The sequence below is a fragment of the Pseudomonas libanensis genome, from assembly GCF_001439685.1.
Classification (GTDB): Bacteria; Pseudomonadota; Gammaproteobacteria; order Pseudomonadales; family Pseudomonadaceae; genus Aquipseudomonas; species Aquipseudomonas libanensis.
This window is the reverse complement of sequence record NZ_JYLH01000010.1, coordinates 76,060-91,415: the sequence shown is the minus strand read 5'-3', so window position 1 is coordinate 91,415 and position 15,356 is coordinate 76,060. Positions and strand designations below refer to the sequence as shown.

General features: G+C 58.4%; 14 protein-coding genes and 1 pseudogene. 6 read left to right on the top strand and 9 right to left on the bottom strand.

Going from position 1 to position 15,356, the window contains the following annotated elements; genetic code table 11:
• Positions 1 to 68 precede the first annotated feature (68 nt).
• Complete coding sequence (locus tag TU73_RS16685) at positions 69 to 1,322, top strand: 2-aminoadipate transaminase (RefSeq protein WP_057013150.1); 1,254 nt, start codon at positions 69 to 71, stop codon at positions 1,320 to 1,322.
• 162 nt (positions 1,323 to 1,484) lie between these two features.
• The gene (locus tag TU73_RS16680) at positions 1,485 to 2,201 is read left to right on the top strand and encodes a hypothetical protein (protein WP_057013149.1); all 717 of its coding nucleotides are present in this window, start codon (positions 1,485 to 1,487) and stop codon (positions 2,199 to 2,201) included.
• Positions 2,202 to 2,372: 171 nt separating this feature from the next.
• Here TU73_RS16680 and ptaA read toward each other — a convergent pair whose 3' ends face one another.
• Positions 2,373 to 3,464, bottom strand: coding sequence for a pyoverdine biosynthesis transaminase PtaA (gene ptaA, locus TU73_RS16675; protein ID WP_057013148.1), 1,092 nt, complete (start codon positions 3,462 to 3,464; stop codon positions 2,373 to 2,375).
• Between the two features lie 213 nt (positions 3,465 to 3,677).
• On the opposite strand from ptaA, the gene TU73_RS16670 reads away from it, so the two are divergent.
• Positions 3,678 to 4,283 carry a helix-turn-helix transcriptional regulator gene (locus TU73_RS16670; protein ID WP_082642624.1) on the top strand — a complete coding sequence of 202 codons (606 nt, stop codon included), beginning with the start codon at positions 3,678 to 3,680 and terminating at the stop codon, positions 4,281 to 4,283.
• Positions 4,270 to 5,147, top strand: a pseudogene (locus TU73_RS16665) (queuosine precursor transporter). The gene TU73_RS16670 and the pseudogene TU73_RS16665 overlap by 14 nt, the downstream one beginning before the upstream one ends.
• Before the next feature lie 137 nt (positions 5,148 to 5,284).
• On the opposite strand, the gene queC reads toward TU73_RS16665, so the two are convergent.
• The 6 genes from queC to cyoA all read right to left on the bottom strand — a co-directional run bounded on the left by queC (position 5,285) and on the right by cyoA (position 10,921).
• Complete coding sequence (gene queC, locus TU73_RS16660) at positions 5,285 to 5,983, bottom strand: 7-cyano-7-deazaguanine synthase QueC (RefSeq protein WP_057013147.1); 699 nt, start codon at positions 5,981 to 5,983, stop codon at positions 5,285 to 5,287.
• Positions 5,984 to 6,087: 104 nt separating this feature from the next.
• Positions 6,088 to 6,975 (bottom strand): heme o synthase, encoded by an 888-nt coding sequence (gene cyoE / locus TU73_RS16655; protein WP_003176002.1) that lies wholly within the window; start codon positions 6,973 to 6,975, stop codon positions 6,088 to 6,090.
• Between the two features lie 11 nt (positions 6,976 to 6,986).
• Entirely contained in the window at positions 6,987 to 7,328 is a 342-nt protein-coding gene (gene cyoD / locus TU73_RS16650) for a cytochrome o ubiquinol oxidase subunit IV (RefSeq protein WP_010206434.1), read from the bottom strand.
• The gene (locus tag TU73_RS16645) at positions 7,328 to 7,954 is read right to left on the bottom strand and encodes a cytochrome o ubiquinol oxidase subunit III (protein ID WP_010206435.1); all 627 of its coding nucleotides are present in this window, start codon (positions 7,952 to 7,954) and stop codon (positions 7,328 to 7,330) included. The genes cyoD and TU73_RS16645 overlap by 1 nt, the downstream gene beginning before the upstream one ends.
• A gap of 3 nt (positions 7,955 to 7,957) precedes the next feature.
• Positions 7,958 to 9,976 (bottom strand): cytochrome o ubiquinol oxidase subunit I, encoded by a 2,019-nt coding sequence (cyoB, locus tag TU73_RS16640; RefSeq protein ID WP_057013146.1) that lies wholly within the window; start codon positions 9,974 to 9,976, stop codon positions 7,958 to 7,960.
• Between the two features lie 3 nt (positions 9,977 to 9,979).
• Positions 9,980 to 10,921: a ubiquinol oxidase subunit II gene (cyoA, locus tag TU73_RS16635; RefSeq protein ID WP_057013145.1), complete on the bottom strand. Its 942-nt coding sequence runs from the start codon at positions 10,919 to 10,921 to the stop codon at positions 9,980 to 9,982.
• Positions 10,922 to 10,948: 27 nt separating this feature from the next.
• On the opposite strand from cyoA, the gene TU73_RS29515 reads away from it, so the two are divergent.
• On the top strand, positions 10,949 to 11,239 hold the full coding sequence (locus tag TU73_RS29515; RefSeq protein WP_082642623.1) for a hypothetical protein: 291 nt from the start codon (positions 10,949 to 10,951) through the stop codon (positions 11,237 to 11,239).
• Positions 11,240 to 11,713: 474 nt separating this feature from the next.
• Here the strand turns inward: TU73_RS29515 and TU73_RS16625 are convergent, their stop codons facing one another.
• The gene (locus tag TU73_RS16625) at positions 11,714 to 12,220 is read right to left on the bottom strand and encodes a disulfide bond formation protein B (RefSeq protein ID WP_057013143.1); all 507 of its coding nucleotides are present in this window, start codon (positions 12,218 to 12,220) and stop codon (positions 11,714 to 11,716) included.
• Positions 12,221 to 12,442: 222 nt separating this feature from the next.
• Positions 12,443 to 13,624, bottom strand: a complete 1,182-nt coding sequence (gene hmpA, locus TU73_RS16620) for an NO-inducible flavohemoprotein (RefSeq protein ID WP_057013142.1) — start codon at positions 13,622 to 13,624, stop codon at positions 12,443 to 12,445.
• Between the two features lie 147 nt (positions 13,625 to 13,771).
• Here hmpA and norR point away from each other — a divergent pair, with 147 nt between their 5' ends.
• Positions 13,772 to 15,316 (top strand): nitric oxide reductase transcriptional regulator NorR, encoded by a 1,545-nt coding sequence (norR, locus tag TU73_RS16615; protein WP_057013141.1) that lies wholly within the window; start codon positions 13,772 to 13,774, stop codon positions 15,314 to 15,316.
• Positions 15,317 to 15,356: the final 40 nt, after the last annotated feature.

The window sequence follows — 15,356 nt, the reverse complement described above, 5'->3', positions numbered from 1 at the left end:
TTCGTTTGCGGCAAGACCCAGCGCACGGCTTAGATAAAACACGCCCGCCCTTGCCGAGTCCCGTATTCATGAGCCACGCCACCATCAGCCAATCCATTTCCATCGTTCATCCCATCAGCCTCTGCCACGGTAAAAACGCCGAAGTCTGGGATACGGTGGGCAAGCGCTATATCGATTTTGTCGGCGGCATCGGCGTACTCAACCTGGGCCATTGCCACCCGGCTGTGGTTACGGCGATTCGCGAGCAAGCGACCAAGCTCACTCACTACGCGTTCAACGCCGCACCACATACACCCTACATAGAGCTGATGGAACGCCTGACTGCGTTTATTCCGGTGGGCTACCCGGTCAGCGGCATGCTCACCAACAGCGGCGCGGAGGCCGCGGAAAACGCCTTGAAGATCGTGCGTGGCGCCACCGGGCGCACGGCGGTGATCGCCTTTGACGGCGCTTTCCACGGCCGCACACTGGCGACCCTCAACCTCAATGGCAAGGTGGCGCCCTACAAGCAGAAAGTCGGCGTACTGCCCGGCCCGGTGTACCACCTGCCCTACCCCAGTGCAGACAACGGCGTGACCAGTGCCGAAGCGCTGAAGGCCATGGACCGTCTGTTCAGCGTGGAAATCGACGTCAACGATGTAAGCTGTTTCATTATCGAGCCGGTGCAGGGTGAAGGCGGTTTCCTCGCCCTGGATATCGAGTTCGCCCAGGCCTTGCGCCGGTTCTGCGACGAGCATGGCATCCTGCTGGTCATCGATGAAATCCAGTCAGGGTTTGGTCGCACGGGCCAGCGTTTTGCCTTCTCGCGCCTGGGCATCGAACCGGATCTGTTGCTGCTCGGCAAGAGCATCGCCGGCGGCGTGCCGCTGGGGGCAGTGGTCGGGCGCAAGGCGCTGATGGACAACTTGCCCAAAGGTGGCCTGGGGGGCACGTACTCCGGCAACCCCATCGCCTGTGCGGCGGCGCTGGCCACTCTTGAGGTGATGACCGATGAGCATCTGCAGGCGTGGGGATCACAACAGGAAGCAGCGATTGTCAGCCGCTATGACAGCTGGCGCTCGCGACAACTGTCACCCTACCTGGGTCGCCTTACCGGTGTCGGCGCCATGCGCGGCATTGAGCTGGCCCATGCCGACGGCACGCCCGCGCCCAAGCAACTGACCCAATTGCTGGGCCTGGCGCGGGAGGCCGGCTTGCTGCTGATGCCCAGCGGCAAGGCGCGACACATCGTGCGCTTGCTGGCACCGTTGACCATTGAGCCGGTGGTGCTGGAGGAGGGCCTGGATATTCTCCAGGCCTGTCTCGCACGACTGGATGAATAGCACGCATGCCAAGGCAGGGCCCGGATGGTAGTACAGGCATTAATGCGCCGCTATCGGCACTGAAAGTATTCACCCGCCCGAACCTGCCTTGACCTGATCCCTCTGCCCGCCGAAAATGCCCGACGTTTTTGTCTCCCCCGCTTACTACGCAGTGAAATTTTAATGTCCGATTCCTACACCGCAGAATCCGCCGAAGAATCCGTAGTCGCCTTGCAATCCAAAGCCGAATACGAAAACGCCATCAATCTTTCACAACATGTGCCAGCGGCCAAGATCATCAGCGAGATGGTGCTGGACGCGTTTCACACCTCCAAGGAGAGCGATCAGATCCGCGAGTTGCGCGTTGCCATCCGCCAGGCCCACGACGCCTTCGACGATGACAAAGCCTATGACCTGATGGGCCAGCTCAAGCAGTTGAAAGACGCCGAAGCCGCCGATAACGCCGCCCTGGAAAACCTGAGCAGCCAGTTCTCCATCAGCCGCATTCTGTCCTGCTTCAAAGACGACCCAGAGTTCCAGGAACTGGTGTACGGGCTGGCCCTCAAAGTGTTGAACCAGTCGCACCAGGCCATCAGCAACCCGAGCGCTGGCAAGGGCAAGGCCGCGCGCGCCAAGAAAGACACCGAAGTGTTTGTGATCAGCAAGGATGGCATCAGCGTCACCCTGCCGCTGCGCACGCCGCGCTCCAAGCTCAATGTGGACCGCGAAGCACTGGAGTTCCTGGGCTTTACCTTTGTGGGTGAAGGCAGCGAGGCGGAGCTGGCGAGTGAAACCTTCATCGACAACAGCGGCGCGCAGCAGCCGGTCACGCGCAAGAGCATCGTCACCGCACTGCAACAGCAAAGCGCCTTTGACGGCTATACCATCGCCGCCCAGTAACACGATGTGCAGCAGACATCGAGCAAGCGCCGCAGGTCGTCGGGCAGCATCGGTCGGGTTTTATCGGGGAGGGCATTTCGTCGCACAGCTGTCGTCCTTGATCATTCAACCCGCGCGAAAACGAAGCAGGCCCGGCAGGCCCGTCCAGGCTTGGTGTAACAGACCTGGTGCCTAGCCCCGGACTATCTGCGCCGCGAAGACCTGGCGAAAGCGTTCCATTTCCGGCTGGTTACCCACCGTCACCCGCACCCATTGCGGCCAGTTCTGCCACACCCGCCCGACCAGTACATTCTGGGCCGCCAGCCGCTCGACCACCTGTTCTGCCGGTTGCTTCACGTCAATCATGAAGCAATTGCTCTGGGAGGCCGTGCAGGCAAAACCCCGGTCCTTGAGCCATGTGATCGTCTCATCGCGCAACCTGGCATTGAGCGCTTTGCGTTGGCCCACCAGTTGGGCTTGTTCCAGGCTGGCAGTCGCACCCAACAAGCTGGCGCCAGCCGGGACGTTGTCGCCGCCGAACACGGCCAGCCGCTCCAACAGTGCCGGATGACCGATTGCCAGGCCCAGGCGTGCGCCGGCCATACCATAGATTTTCGAGAACGTGCGCAGCACCAGCAGGTCATCGTGGTCGTTGGTCCAACTCACGCAGCTGGGGGCGTCGCAGAAATCGATGTAGGCTTCGTCTACCACCAGCACACTGCCCTTGGGTTTGTTCACCAGGGCTTGGCGGATAGCTTCAGTCGGGGTCAGGGTGCCGGTCGGGTTGTTGGGGTTGCACAGGTACAGCATGCCAGCTTGCGGGTCGGCCTTGAGCATGGCCTGCACATCATGGGCATGCTGCGTGTCGAGGTCCACTTCATGCACAGGCGCTTTGTTTGACTCGGCCGCCTGGCGCGGGACTTCGTAGGACGGTGTCGCCATCACCAGGCCTTGGTTTTGACTTGTGAACGCCAGCACCGCATAACGCAGGGCGGCCATCGAGCCGGCAAATATCGCGACGTTTTCTTCAGCAATCCCCTGTTGCCGGGCAAACAGCTCGGCCAGTGCGTACATGTGCGGGTAAGGATAGCGTCCGGACATTGCAATCGCCCGCTGCATCGCCGCACGAGCTGCGTCTGAGGGGCCGTAAGGGCTTTCGTTGTAGTTGAGCAGCACCTTGTCAGAGGTCGTCGGCGGCGGGCTGGCGAGCGCCCAATCCAGATGCCCCAGCACGGGCAAGGCGGCTCCCAGGGCGAGAAGTGACCGACGACTGACACTGACCATAGTTACTACTCCTTGTAGAGGGCGCGAGGGATCGCACGAGGTCGTACACAAGAGTATGACGAGATAACCGTTGCCTGATTTAGCGTCACGCCGTATCCGTGCACTCAGCACTTTCTTGTTATGCCGGGCCCATGCAACACTTCCATTGCCGCGAACCTGAAAGGACAGGTTCAGCCGGACATGGACTGACGACTAAATGGAAGTGGTGAGCACTTGATACACAGACGGGAAAAAACCGAGCACTTGAAGAGCAACATCAAGTACTTGATCAAGAGCCGTGGCGAAACCCAGCTTTCGTTAAGCAACGCCGCCGGGCTGACCAGGACCACCATCTACAACATCCTGGGAGGCAAGGTCCTCAACGTACAGCAGTCGACCATTCGCAAGATCTCTGACTTCTTCGGCGTCTCATATGAGGAAATCGAGACCATCAATTTTGAAGCCAAGGAAATCATCGAGAACAATGTCTCGCCGCTGGGCAATATGAATCCGGCAGCGGTGCCGGTGCTCAAGGAAAGCCTGCTCATGCAAAACCTGGGCAAGCGCGTGGGCGAATTGGCCACGCTTTACCCGCTGACCTACTACTTCGGCACGTCCTGCAACTTGATCGGCGTGCGCCTGGAACATGCGATTCCCGGCATCAATGAGGTGGGCGACTTGTTGATCGTACAGAAAGGTTCATCGAGCGACGATAAAGAGAAACTGGTGTACGACCGCGCGACCAAAAAGCTGTTTATCACCCTGGAGCCCTGTGCCAGTTCAGACCGTTTATGTGTCATCGGCGATATTCTTGAGGAACGCTTCAATGACCACGCATGAAGGGGCCGTTGAAAACAGCAGGTACAAATTGCTGGGCTTGAAAATGACAAGCGCCTGGCGGTGATCATGGCGCTTGCCACGGGCAAGGTCATCAAGATCAAACTGAGTGAAGTGCTCAACAGCGAGATCATGGATGACTTCAATAGAATGGAAGTCAAGAACGTCTACAAGAAATTCTATGCCCAGGGCGGCACACTCACCGCCTACGATATAAACGATCGCAATGAAAACTCCTGGATGATCTACATCATCCTGAACTTGCTGCTGTTCACGTTTTATATCTTCACCAGCATTGCCGCGACCAAGCCGATCTACCTGGAGTCCATGGGCATCATCGTGACGCCGGGCACGTTCCTGTACCCGCTGACCTTTTTGATCGTGGACCTGCTGAACGAGAATTTCGGCTTGCGCCTGGCGCGACGGGCGATCCTGTTTGCGTTTGCCAGCAACGCGATGATCATCATCCTGCTGTATGGCTCGACCTTCCTGCCGGGGCTGCCAGGTTGGAAACTGGACGGGCCGTATACCGACGTAATCCTGCAGGTGTCGTCGGTGCTGGTGGCCTCTTCGGTGTCGTTCCTGGTATCGGAGAATATAAACTCTTACCTGCTGTGCAAGATCAAGGAGCTGACCAACTCCAAATACCTGTACCTGCGGATTTTCCTCAGTACATTCTTTGCGGTCATTATCGACAGCTTCCTGTTTTGCTTTATTGCCTTCTACGGCGCCATGCAAACCAGCGACATCCTGGGCATGATTTATGTGCAGATCGCGATCAAAGTCGGCTTTGCGTTCTTCAATATCCTGCCTGCGTATGGGGCGCGCTCGTTGTTCAAGCGCTACCTGACCAGCAGCACAGCATGAAGCGTTTGAGCTGACAGATACCTGGGTGGGAGGGGGCTTGCCCCCGATAGCGGCGTATCAGTCGATGCATTCAGTGACTGACACGCCCTCATCGGGAGCAAGCCCCCGCCCACATTTTGCTCCATACATCAGGTGGATCACATCAGTTGCAATTTGTGCTTCAGGCTCTGCATGACATCCGCCTTGTTCTGCAGATACTCATTCAAGCCCCGCGCACGCAGGTTGCACGCGTCGCAATTACCGCAGCCTGTGCCGATGATGCCGTTGTAGCAGGTCAGCGTCTGCTCGCGCACCAGCTCCAGCTGGTCGTGGTAATCGGCCAGCGCCCAGGTCTCGGCCTTGTTCAGCCACATCAGCGGGGTATCGAGGCGCACATCGTATTCCATCCCCAACTTCAGCGCCTGGTTCAGCGCTTTGACGAACTCATCCCGGCAGTCGGGGTAGCCCGAGAAGTCGGTTTCGCACACGCCGGTAATGACAGCTTCGGCCTTCACCTGGTAGGCGTAGATCGCCGCCAGGGTCAGGAACAGGATATTGCGACCCGGCACAAAAGTGCTTGGCAGGCTTTCGCCCGAGCTGCTCACGGTCGGCACGGGAATGTTGTCACGGGTCAGGCTGCTGATGGCCAGCTCATTGAGCAAAGACACATCCATTACTTTGTGGACCGTGGCTCCCAGTTGCTTGGCAAGCGTGCGGGCCACTTCGATTTCCGCCACATGGCGCTGGCCATAATCAAAGGTAATGCAGTGCACTTCGTCATACAGCGGCAGTGCCTGGATCAGGCAGGTCGTCGAATCCTGCCCGCCGCTGAATACCATAACGGCTTTTTTACTCATTGCTTTGCTTCCTGCATCCGTAGAATTGGGGAATAGTTTAAAGGGCATGTCATAAAAAACCCCGCGCTTCTTGCGAAGGCGGGGCTTTTTATTGCTTACACCACTCAGTGGGCGTAGGTCAGCAACAGCTCTTTCGGCACTTGGAAATCCAGGGACATCATCACGCTGAGCGCGGTGATGGTGAAGATCGAGAACACGAACAGCTTGCGCGCCCAGACGGTGTCATCCACCGCCTTGTAGCCGGTCCAGGCCATGTACAACCAGTACATGCCCATGGCGGCGGCCACGGCCAGATAGCTCATGCCGGCGTAGCCACTGAAGGTCAACATCAAGGTCGCCACGAGGAAGGCCAGGATGTAGAGCAGGATGTGTTTCTTGGCCACCTGGATGCCACGCTTGACCGGCAATACCGGAATCGACGCAGCCAGGTAGTCATTGAAGCGGAAAATCGCGATGGCGTAGGAATGCGGCATCTGCCACAGGCTGAACATCACCAGCAGCACCAGCGCGGCCATGTCGAAGCTATTGGTTACAGCCACATAACCAATCACCGGCGGCATCGCACCCGACAGGCTGCCCACCAGCGTACCGTGTACCGACTTACGCTTGAGGTACAGGCTGTAGAGGCCGACGTAGATGACAAAACCGATCACGGCAAACAGCGCCGCCAACGGGTTGGCCACCTTGTACAACAGCACCACACCGGCAACACCCAGGACGGTCGCAAAGATCAGTGCCAGTTTCAGGGAGATAAGGCCCTGGACCAGCACGCGATTCTTGGTGCGCTCCATCTTGATATCGATGTCACGGTCGATGCAGTTGTTGAACACGCAACCGGAAGCAACCACCAGGGACGTACCGATCATTGCAGCCAGGAAGATGGCCAGATCGACATGTCCCTTGGAGGCCAGGAAGAAACCGCCCGCCACAGAAAGCACGTTACCGAAAATGATCCCCGGTTTGGTGATTTGGATAAAGTGCTTAAGCGACATCGGGTCTTACCTCACTTCGCCATCATGAACGTATGGATGCTGAACATGATCCATATCGACAGGCCAACCAGCAGCAGGATTACTAAGCCTGCGAACACGAACGCAATCACGTTATCGCGTTGCTCCTTGGAACGATCCAGGTGCAGGAAGTACACCAGGTGAACCAGCACCTGAATCACCGCGAACGCCAATACGATCATCAAGGTGATCGACTTCGGCAGGGTCGGGTACATCACCAGACCGAACGGGATGAGCGTCAGGATTACCGACAGGATGAAGCCGATAGCGTAGGACTTAACGCTGCCGTGGCTCGCATCATGGCTGTCATGGTCATGGGAGTGTGCATTAGCCATTACAGAGTCCCCATCAGGTAAACAACGGTGAAGACGCAGATCCAGACCACGTCCAGGAAGTGCCAGAACAGGCTCAGGCAGCTCAGGCGAGTCTTGTTGGTGTTGGTCAGGCCGTGCTTATTGACCTGATACATCATCACCGCCATCCACAGCAGGCCGGCCGTTACGTGCAGACCGTGGGTGCCGACCAGCGTGAAGAACGCCGACAGGAAGCCGGAACGGTGCGGGCCGTAGCCTTCGGAGATCAGCAGGTGGAACTCGTTGATCTCCATGCCGATGAAGCCCAGGCCGAACAGGAAGGTCAGTGCCAGCCAGCTCAGTACGCCCTTCTTGTTGCCCTTGTAGAAGGCCAACATGGCGAAGCCGTAGGTGATCGAACTGAACAACAGCAAGGCAGTTTCGCCGAGCACGTAAGGCAGTTCGAAGATGTCGTGGCCCGACGGGCCACCCGCTACGTTGTTTACCAGTACCGCGTACACCGCGAAGATCGACGCAAACAAGATGCAGTCGGTCATCAGGTAGAGCCAGAAACCGAAGACGGTCATTGGCCCCGAGTCGTGGTGATGGTCATCGTGCCCATGGTCATCGACATGGGCGTGTCCAGCATTGGTCACTAAGTTCGACATGGTTTAAGCCTGTTCCAACGAGGTTTCTACACGGTTGGCCGGAATCTTCTTCTCGGCTACCAGGCGAGCGTGCTGCTCGGCTTCGATGCGTTCGATCGTTTCGACCGGCACCATGTAGCCTTGATCATCACGGGCAGCGTGAATGATGAAGTAACCGATAGTGCCCACCAGGCTCGCGATTGCCAGCCACCAGATGTGCCAGATCATCGCGAAACCGAACACGGTCAACAGCGCACCCATCACCACGCCAGTGGCGGTGTTGCTTGGCATGTGGATCGGTTCGTAGTGCTTGGGCTTCTGGTACGCAGTACCGTCTTCCTTGGCTTCGGTGAACGCATCAATGGTGTTCGCAGTCGGGATCACGGCGAAGTTGTAGAACGGTGGTGGCGACGAGGTCGACCATTCCAGGGTATGGCCGTTCCATGGGTCGCCGGATTCGCAAGCGTTCTGCTTACGGTCACGGACGCTCACGTACAGCTGGATCAACTGGCAGGCGATACCCACGGCGATCATCACCGCACCGAACATGGCAACGTACAGGTACGGTACCCACTCAGGGTTGGTGGTGGCGTTCAGACGACGGGTCATGCCCATGAAGCCCAGTGCATAGAGCGGCATGAACGCGACGAAGAAGCCCGAGATCCAGAACCAGAATGCAGCCTTGCCCCAGCCTTCGTGCAGCTTGAAGCCGAACGCTTTCGGGAAGTAGAAGCTGAAGCCAGCGATGTAGCCGAATACCGCACCACCGATGATCACGTTGTGGAAGTGCGCGATCACGAACAGGCTGTTGTGCAGGACGAAGTCAGCACCCGGGATGGCCAGCAGTACGCCGGTCATGCCGCCGATGGCGAAGGTCACCATGAAGCCCAGGGTCCACAGGACCTGGCTGGTCATGCGCAGACGACCGTGGTAGATGGTGAACAGCCAGTTAAATAGCTTCACCCCCGTCGGGATCGAAATCAGCATCGTTGCCAGGCCGAAGAAGGCGTTGACGCTGGCCCCCGAGCCCATGGTGAAGAAGTGGTGCAGCCAGACCATGAAGCCCAGTACGGAGATTGCGCCCGATGCGTAGACCATCGAGTGGTGACCGAACAGGCGCTTGCCGGTAAAGGTCGAGATCACTTCGGAGAAGATACCGAACGCTGGCAGGATCAGGATGTACACCTCAGGGTGACCCCATGCCCAGAACAGGTTCACGTACATCATTGGATTGCCACCAAGTTCATTGGTGAAAATGTGGAAATCCAGGTAACGGTCAAGCGACAGCAGCGCCATGGTAGCGGCCAGGATCGGGAACGAAGCCACGATCAGTACGTTTGCCCAGGTGCAGGTCCAGGTGAAGATCGGCATGTCCATCAGTTTCATGCCAGGGGCGCGCATTTTCAGGACGGTGGCCAGGAAGTTGACCCCCGTCAATGTCGTCCCTAGTCCTGATAACTGTAGCGCCCAGATGTAGTAGTCCACACCCACGCCAGGGCTGTACTGAATGCCCGACAATGGCGGATACGCAACCCAACCGGTCTTGGCGAATTCGCCGACGCCCAGGGACACGTTGATCAGCACCACGCCGGACACCAGCAGCCAGAAGCTCAGGGAGTTCAGGAACGGGTAGGCAACGTCACGTGCACCGATCTGCAGCGGCACCGCAAGGTTCATCAGGCCGGTGAAGAAAGGCATCGCCATGAAGATGATCATGATCACACCGTGGGCGGTGAAGATCTGGTCATAGTGCTCAGGCGGCAAGTAGCCAGGCGAACCCTCGGTGGCCATGGCCAACTGGGTACGCATCATGATGGCGTCGGCAAAACCACGCAGCAGCATGACCATGGCAACGATGATGTACATCACGCCGATTTTCTTGTGGTCGACCGAGGTCAGCCACTCGGTCCACAGGTAGGTCCACTTCTTGAAGTAGGTGATACCTGCAAACAGTGCCAGACCACCCAGCGCGATCATGGCGATAGTCACCATTACGATCGGCTCGTGGAATGGGACCGCGTCCCAACTTAATTTACCAAACATCGTTTACTCCTCTGCCCCAGCAGTTGAATGCGCGCCTGTATCAGAACCTTCAACCGCGGCCACTTCTTTCTTCTCGTGCTTGACCGGCTTGCCTGGCTTCATACCTTCGTACTTGTCGACGATTTTCTGAAACAGGTTCGGCTCGTACGCGGAGTACAGGGCGACTGGGTTGTTCTGGCTTGGTTTGGTCAGGGCGTCGTATTCAGCTTGATCAAGCTGTTTAGGTGCGGCCTTGACTTCGGCTACCCAGGCGTTGAAATCGTCCTGGCTCGTCGAGATCGCTTTGAATTTCATGCCGGTGAAGCCAGCGCCGCTGTAGTTAGCGGAGATGCCTTCCATTTCAGCTTTTTCGTTGGCGATCAGGTGCAGGCGGGTCTGCATGCCTGCCATCGCGTAGATCTGGCCGCCCAGTGCAGGGATGAAGAACGAGTTCATCACGGCGTCGGAGGTGATCCGGAAGTTAAGCGGGGTGTTCTCCGGGAACTGGATCTCGTTGACAGTGGCGATACCCAGGTCCGGGTAGATGAACAGCCACTTCCAGTCCAGCGCGACCACTTCGATGTTGATCGGCTTGACGTCGGATTCAAGCGGACGGTACGGGTCCAGCTCGTGGGTCGACTTATAGGTGATGTAACCCAGGGCGATGATGATGAGGATCGGTACCAGCCACACCGCAATTTCGATCTTGGTGGAGTGCGACCACTTAGGCGCGTAGGTCGCCTTGGTGTTCGACGCGCGGTATTTCCAGGCGAAGGCGAACGTCATGATGATCACAGGCACCACGACCAACAGCATCAGCAGGGTGGCAGTGATGATCAGGTTTCGTTGATCCAGACCGATCTGTCCTTTCGGGTCCATCAAGGTCCACTTGCAGCCTCCCAGCATTAACATCATGCCAAGCAGCGGCAAAAAGCCTAGTAATCGGGGGTACCTGTTTTTACTCATCTCACGACCTCTAAAGCAGCTTGCGCAATGCAGTTGGGTTTTGATCGCCAACACTTCACCCTGCCAAGGGTTGGCATTTCTCTTCGATTGAATAAGAGCCTGCCCGACACGTCATGGCTGTACGTTGCACGGACCTGCAGTGAGTTCTTATTCGATTTCGTGGCTAAAGGCCTTGTTACAGACCAATTCCATTTGGTGCGGATAGTTGAAAGGCTGCCGGAACCTGGGGTCGCACAGAGCCTTCCTTCTGCTCCTCGACCGCTCCAATGCTCAAAGATTGAACAGCACCGGACATTCAGTGCGGGCGATTGTAGTTAGCTAGCGATGTATAAACCATGTCTTATAAAGAAATAATTTTTATCGATTCCAGCAACAATCCTTCACCAAACTTGCAAAGATTCGCGATCTTATCGCGTTCGATTCTCAACAAAAACCACAAAAATTGCCCTGTTATTGGGCAGATTGCCACTTCCTTTACAGCCTGTAAGGGCATGCCGAAGCTATCCAAGTCCCCATAAAACAAGGCATTCATAGATCCATCGAGCGCTCGGACCACAGGTGCGGCGCGGCGCCGCTCGCACCACGAACTGACAGCACAATTTGTGCACAGGGTGCAAATTTAAGCGCCGATTTCATGGGTCAGAAACGTCCTGCGACAGCGTCCGTGTGACAACATGTCGCACACCGTGCGCACCTTAAGTTGCTCCTCGTCACGGCGCTTTCACAAATCCCTACAAACAAAAACGCTCCGGCCTTCACAAGAAGGGCGGAGCGTTTTAATGGAGCGAAGGCTCAGGCTTTGGGATGACGATTGCGATAGATGCACAGTGGCACCAGGATCACCGTCAGCACGAACGCCACCAGCGCCCATTGGGCCAGGGACAGGCCGAGGACCGGCGGGTAGGGGGTGCTGCAAAAGCCATCGACCTGGAAGCCCAGGGGGAACACCTTGGCCAGGGGCAGGTCATCGACGATCGGCTGCAACACATCGATGCCGCAGCTGACCTGGGGGAAGAACTGGGTGTACACGTGATGACCGGCCGCAGCCACGCCACCCAGGGCGCTGAGCACGACCAGCCCTTCGAAGACCGTGACCGCCCCTTTGGTGCGCATGGCCGCCCCGATGAACGCGAAGAGTGCGATCAGCAGCAAGGCGTAGCGTTGCAGAATACACAGCGGGCATGGTGCTTCGCCCAGCACCACCTGCATGTACAGCGCCCCGCCAATCAGCGCCAGGCAGATGATGCCCAGCAACACCAGAAAGCGCCGCTCCCTGCCCAAACGCATGTCGTCAATCATCCCCGTCTTTCCCTTTGCCTGATTATGGTTGTGCCTGATGGCAACAAGTTTACACACAGGCAGTGGTTAAAACAGAGAGGGGTTAACAGCGGATTAATCGTGGCAAATGTAGTGATTGTGCGGACGCCATCGCGGGCAAGCCCGGCTCCCACATTGGAATGCAATCCTCTGTGGGAGCCGGGCTTGCCCGCGATGATGCCGACACGGTCATTTGGCCAAAGTCTATTCCAGCGCCGCAGCCGGGCCGAAGAACTCATAGCGCGCCTGCTTCTCCGGTACGCCCAGCGCCTTCAGGTGCCGCTTGATTGCCGCCATGAACCCCTTGGGCCCCAGGAAGTACGCATCGACATCCCGCTGCTCAGGCAACCAGGCCTCCAACTGCTCCTGGTTCAGCATTCCAACCTTGTCCGCCGCCGGGCTGATACCGTCATCCTCGGCATAGCAGTAGAAACGCTTGAGCTGCGGATGCCGGGCCGCCAGGCTGTCTACCCAGTCACGGAACGCATGCACCCCGCCATTACGGGCGCAGTGGATAAAATGCACCGGGCGCTGGGTCGCCAGGGCCGCTTCGAGCATTGGCAGGGTTGGGGTGATACCCACCCCGCCGCTGATCAGCACCAGCGGTTTATCACTGGCGGCCAGGGTGAACTCGCCCGACGGTGGAAACAGGTCGATGGTGGCACCGACGTGCATCTGGTCATGCAGGTAGTTGGACACCCGCCCACCGGCTTCGCGCTTGACGCTGATGCGGTACATGCCGTTATCGGTGAGGGCCGACAGGGAATAGTTGCGACGCACTTCTTCGCCATCAAGCACCAGTTTCAGGCCGATGTACTGGCCAGGTGTGGCAGCCAGGATCGGGCCGTTATCCACCGGGGCGAAGTAGAACGAGGTGATCTCGTCGCTCTCGTCCACGCGCTTGACCAAAAGGAACGGCCGCGCACCGCGCCAGCCGCCGGGCGCCTGGGCTTTTTCATCGTAGATGGCCGCTTCGGCGCCGATCAGGATGTCCGCCAGCTGGCCGTAGGCCGCACCCCAGGCACTCATTACCTCTGGGGTGGCAATTTCGCTGCCCAGCACTTCGGAAATAGCCCGCAGCAGGCAGGCACCGACGATGGGGTAATGCTCGGGCAGGATCTGCAAGGCCACGTGCTTGTTGATGATCTTGGCCACCAGATCGCCCAATTGGTCCAACTGGTCAATATGGCGCGCGTACATCAGCACCCCATTGGCCAGGGCACGGGGCTGATCGCCGCTGGCCTGGTGAGCCTGGTTGAACAGCGGGCGCACTTCGGGGTACTCGGAGAGCATCATGCGGTAGAAATGGGTAATCAGCGCTTCGCCGCCGCTTTCCAGCAGGGGCACGGTGGATTTGACGATGGCACGGTCTTGGGCACTAAGCATGGGAGACTCCTAGGTCTTTTTACTCATTACCTTTAGGTAGTCAGTATTCGTGCCAATTAAAAAATCCATGTTTTTCAATGAGTTAAATATCGTCTAGTCAATATGACTTCGTACACTCTATAGTCATAAAGACTACAAGGAGTCAGTATGACTGCACAACCGTTGCTCACCACCCTGCTGCCGCTGGTGGCCGATTTGTCTCGGGAATTGCCCGAAGGCGAGCGTTACCGACGCCTGCTACAAGCCATGCGCGCCCTGCTGCCCTGTGACGCCGCCGCGTTGCTGCGGCTGGACGGTGAGTGGCTGGTGCCGCTGGCCGTGGATGGCTTGAGCCCTGACACCCTGGGCCGACGCTTCAAAATCAGCGAACATCCACGCTTCGAGGTACTGCTGAGCAGCCCCGGCCCCACCCGTTTCGACAGCGACAGCCAATTACCTGACCCCTATGACGGCCTGGTCGCCGGTTTGCACGGGCACCTGGAGGTTCACGACTGCATGGGCTGCCCACTGTTTGTCGACGACCGGCCCTGGGGCCTGCTGACCCTGGATGCCCTCGACACAGAACGCTTTGAACGGGTCGAACTGGACGCCCTGCAAGCCTTCGCCAGCCTCGCCGCGGCCACGGTCAATGTGGCGCAGCGCATCGAACGCCTGGCGTTGCGGGCTGAGGACGAGCACCAACGCGCCGAGATCTATCGCCAGGCCAGCGGCCAGCAGCACAAGGAAATGATCGGCCAGAGCAAGACGCATAAACGACTGGTTGAGGAAATCAAACTGGTGGGTGGCAGTGACCTGACCGTGCTGATCACCGGCGAAACCGGGGTCGGCAAGGAGCTGGTGGCCCAGGCGATCCACGCGGCGTCATCCCGCGCCGACAAACCGTTGATTAGTCTCAATTGCGCCGCCCTGCCCGAGACCCTGGTGGAAAGCGAGCTGTTCGGCCATGTGCGCGGCGCCTTTACCGGGGCGCTGAACGAGCGGCGGGGCAAGTTCGAACTGGCCAATGGCGGCACCTTGTTCCTCGATGAAGTGGGCGAATTGTCGTTGACCGTGCAGGCCAAGCTGCTGCGTGTGCTGCAAAGCGGCCAGTTGCAGCGCCTGGGCTCGGACAAGGAGCATCAGGTGGATGTGCGCCTGATCGCCGCGACCAACCGCGACCTCGCCGAAGAAGTGCGCAATGGCCGCTACCGGGCGGACTTCTACCACCGTTTAAGTGTGTACCCGCTGCAAGTACCAGCCCTGCGGGAGCGCGGGCGTGATGTGCTGCTATTGGCGGGGTTCTTCCTCGAACAGAACCGTTCGCGCATGGGCCTGGGCAGTTTGCGCCTGACCAATGATGCCCAGGCGGCCCTAATGACCTACAACTGGCCCGGCAATGTGCGCGAGCTGGAGCACTTGATCGGACGCAGCGCGTTGAAAGCCCTGGGCAATTGCCGCGAGCGCCCGAAGATTCTCAGCCTGAGCGCCCTGGACCTGGACTTGCCCGATGTCAGTGCAGCGGTGACTGAAGCACCGGCCGAAGCGGCGCCCATCGCCACTGGCGACCTGCGCCAGGCTACCGAACACTACCAGCGCCAGGTCATCAGCACCTGCCTGGAACGTCACCAGCACAACTGGGCCGGCGCCGCCCGGGAACTGGGCCTGGACCGCGCCAACCTTGGGCGCATGGCCAAGCGCCTGGGCCTCAAATAGACCAGGCGACTCAGTAAAGTGTGGGAGGGGCTTGCCCCCT

Excerpts from the sequence above, each read along its gene's own strand:
- TU73_RS16680 (WP_057013149.1), top strand. The coding sequence starts at position 1,485 with ATGTCCGATTCCTACACCGCAGAATCCGCCGAAGAATCCGTAGTCGCC.
- norR (WP_057013141.1), top strand. The coding sequence starts at position 13,772 with ATGACTGCACAACCGTTGCTCACCACCCTGCTGCCGCTGGTGGCCGAT.
- cyoA (WP_057013145.1), bottom strand. The coding sequence starts at position 10,921 with ATGAGTAAAAACAGGTACCCCCGATTACTAGGCTTTTTGCCGCTGCTT.
- queC (WP_057013147.1), bottom strand. The coding sequence starts at position 5,983 with ATGAGTAAAAAAGCCGTTATGGTATTCAGCGGCGGGCAGGATTCGACG.
- TU73_RS16645 (WP_010206435.1), bottom strand. The coding sequence starts at position 7,954 with ATGTCGAACTTAGTGACCAATGCTGGACACGCCCATGTCGATGACCAT.
- cyoD (WP_010206434.1), bottom strand. The coding sequence starts at position 7,328 with ATGGCTAATGCACACTCCCATGACCATGACAGCCATGATGCGAGCCAC.
- TU73_RS16685 (WP_057013150.1), top strand. The coding sequence starts at position 69 with ATGAGCCACGCCACCATCAGCCAATCCATTTCCATCGTTCATCCCATC.
- cyoB (WP_057013146.1), bottom strand. The coding sequence starts at position 9,976 with ATGTTTGGTAAATTAAGTTGGGACGCGGTCCCATTCCACGAGCCGATC.
- TU73_RS29515 (WP_082642623.1), top strand. The coding sequence starts at position 10,949 with ATGCAGTTGGGTTTTGATCGCCAACACTTCACCCTGCCAAGGGTTGGC.
- hmpA (WP_057013142.1), bottom strand. The coding sequence starts at position 13,624 with ATGCTTAGTGCCCAAGACCGTGCCATCGTCAAATCCACCGTGCCCCTG.
- ptaA (WP_057013148.1), bottom strand. The coding sequence starts at position 3,464 with ATGGTCAGTGTCAGTCGTCGGTCACTTCTCGCCCTGGGAGCCGCCTTG.
- TU73_RS16625 (WP_057013143.1), bottom strand. The coding sequence starts at position 12,220 with ATGATTGACGACATGCGTTTGGGCAGGGAGCGGCGCTTTCTGGTGTTG.
- cyoE (WP_003176002.1), bottom strand. The coding sequence starts at position 6,975 with ATGTCGCTTAAGCACTTTATCCAAATCACCAAACCGGGGATCATTTTC.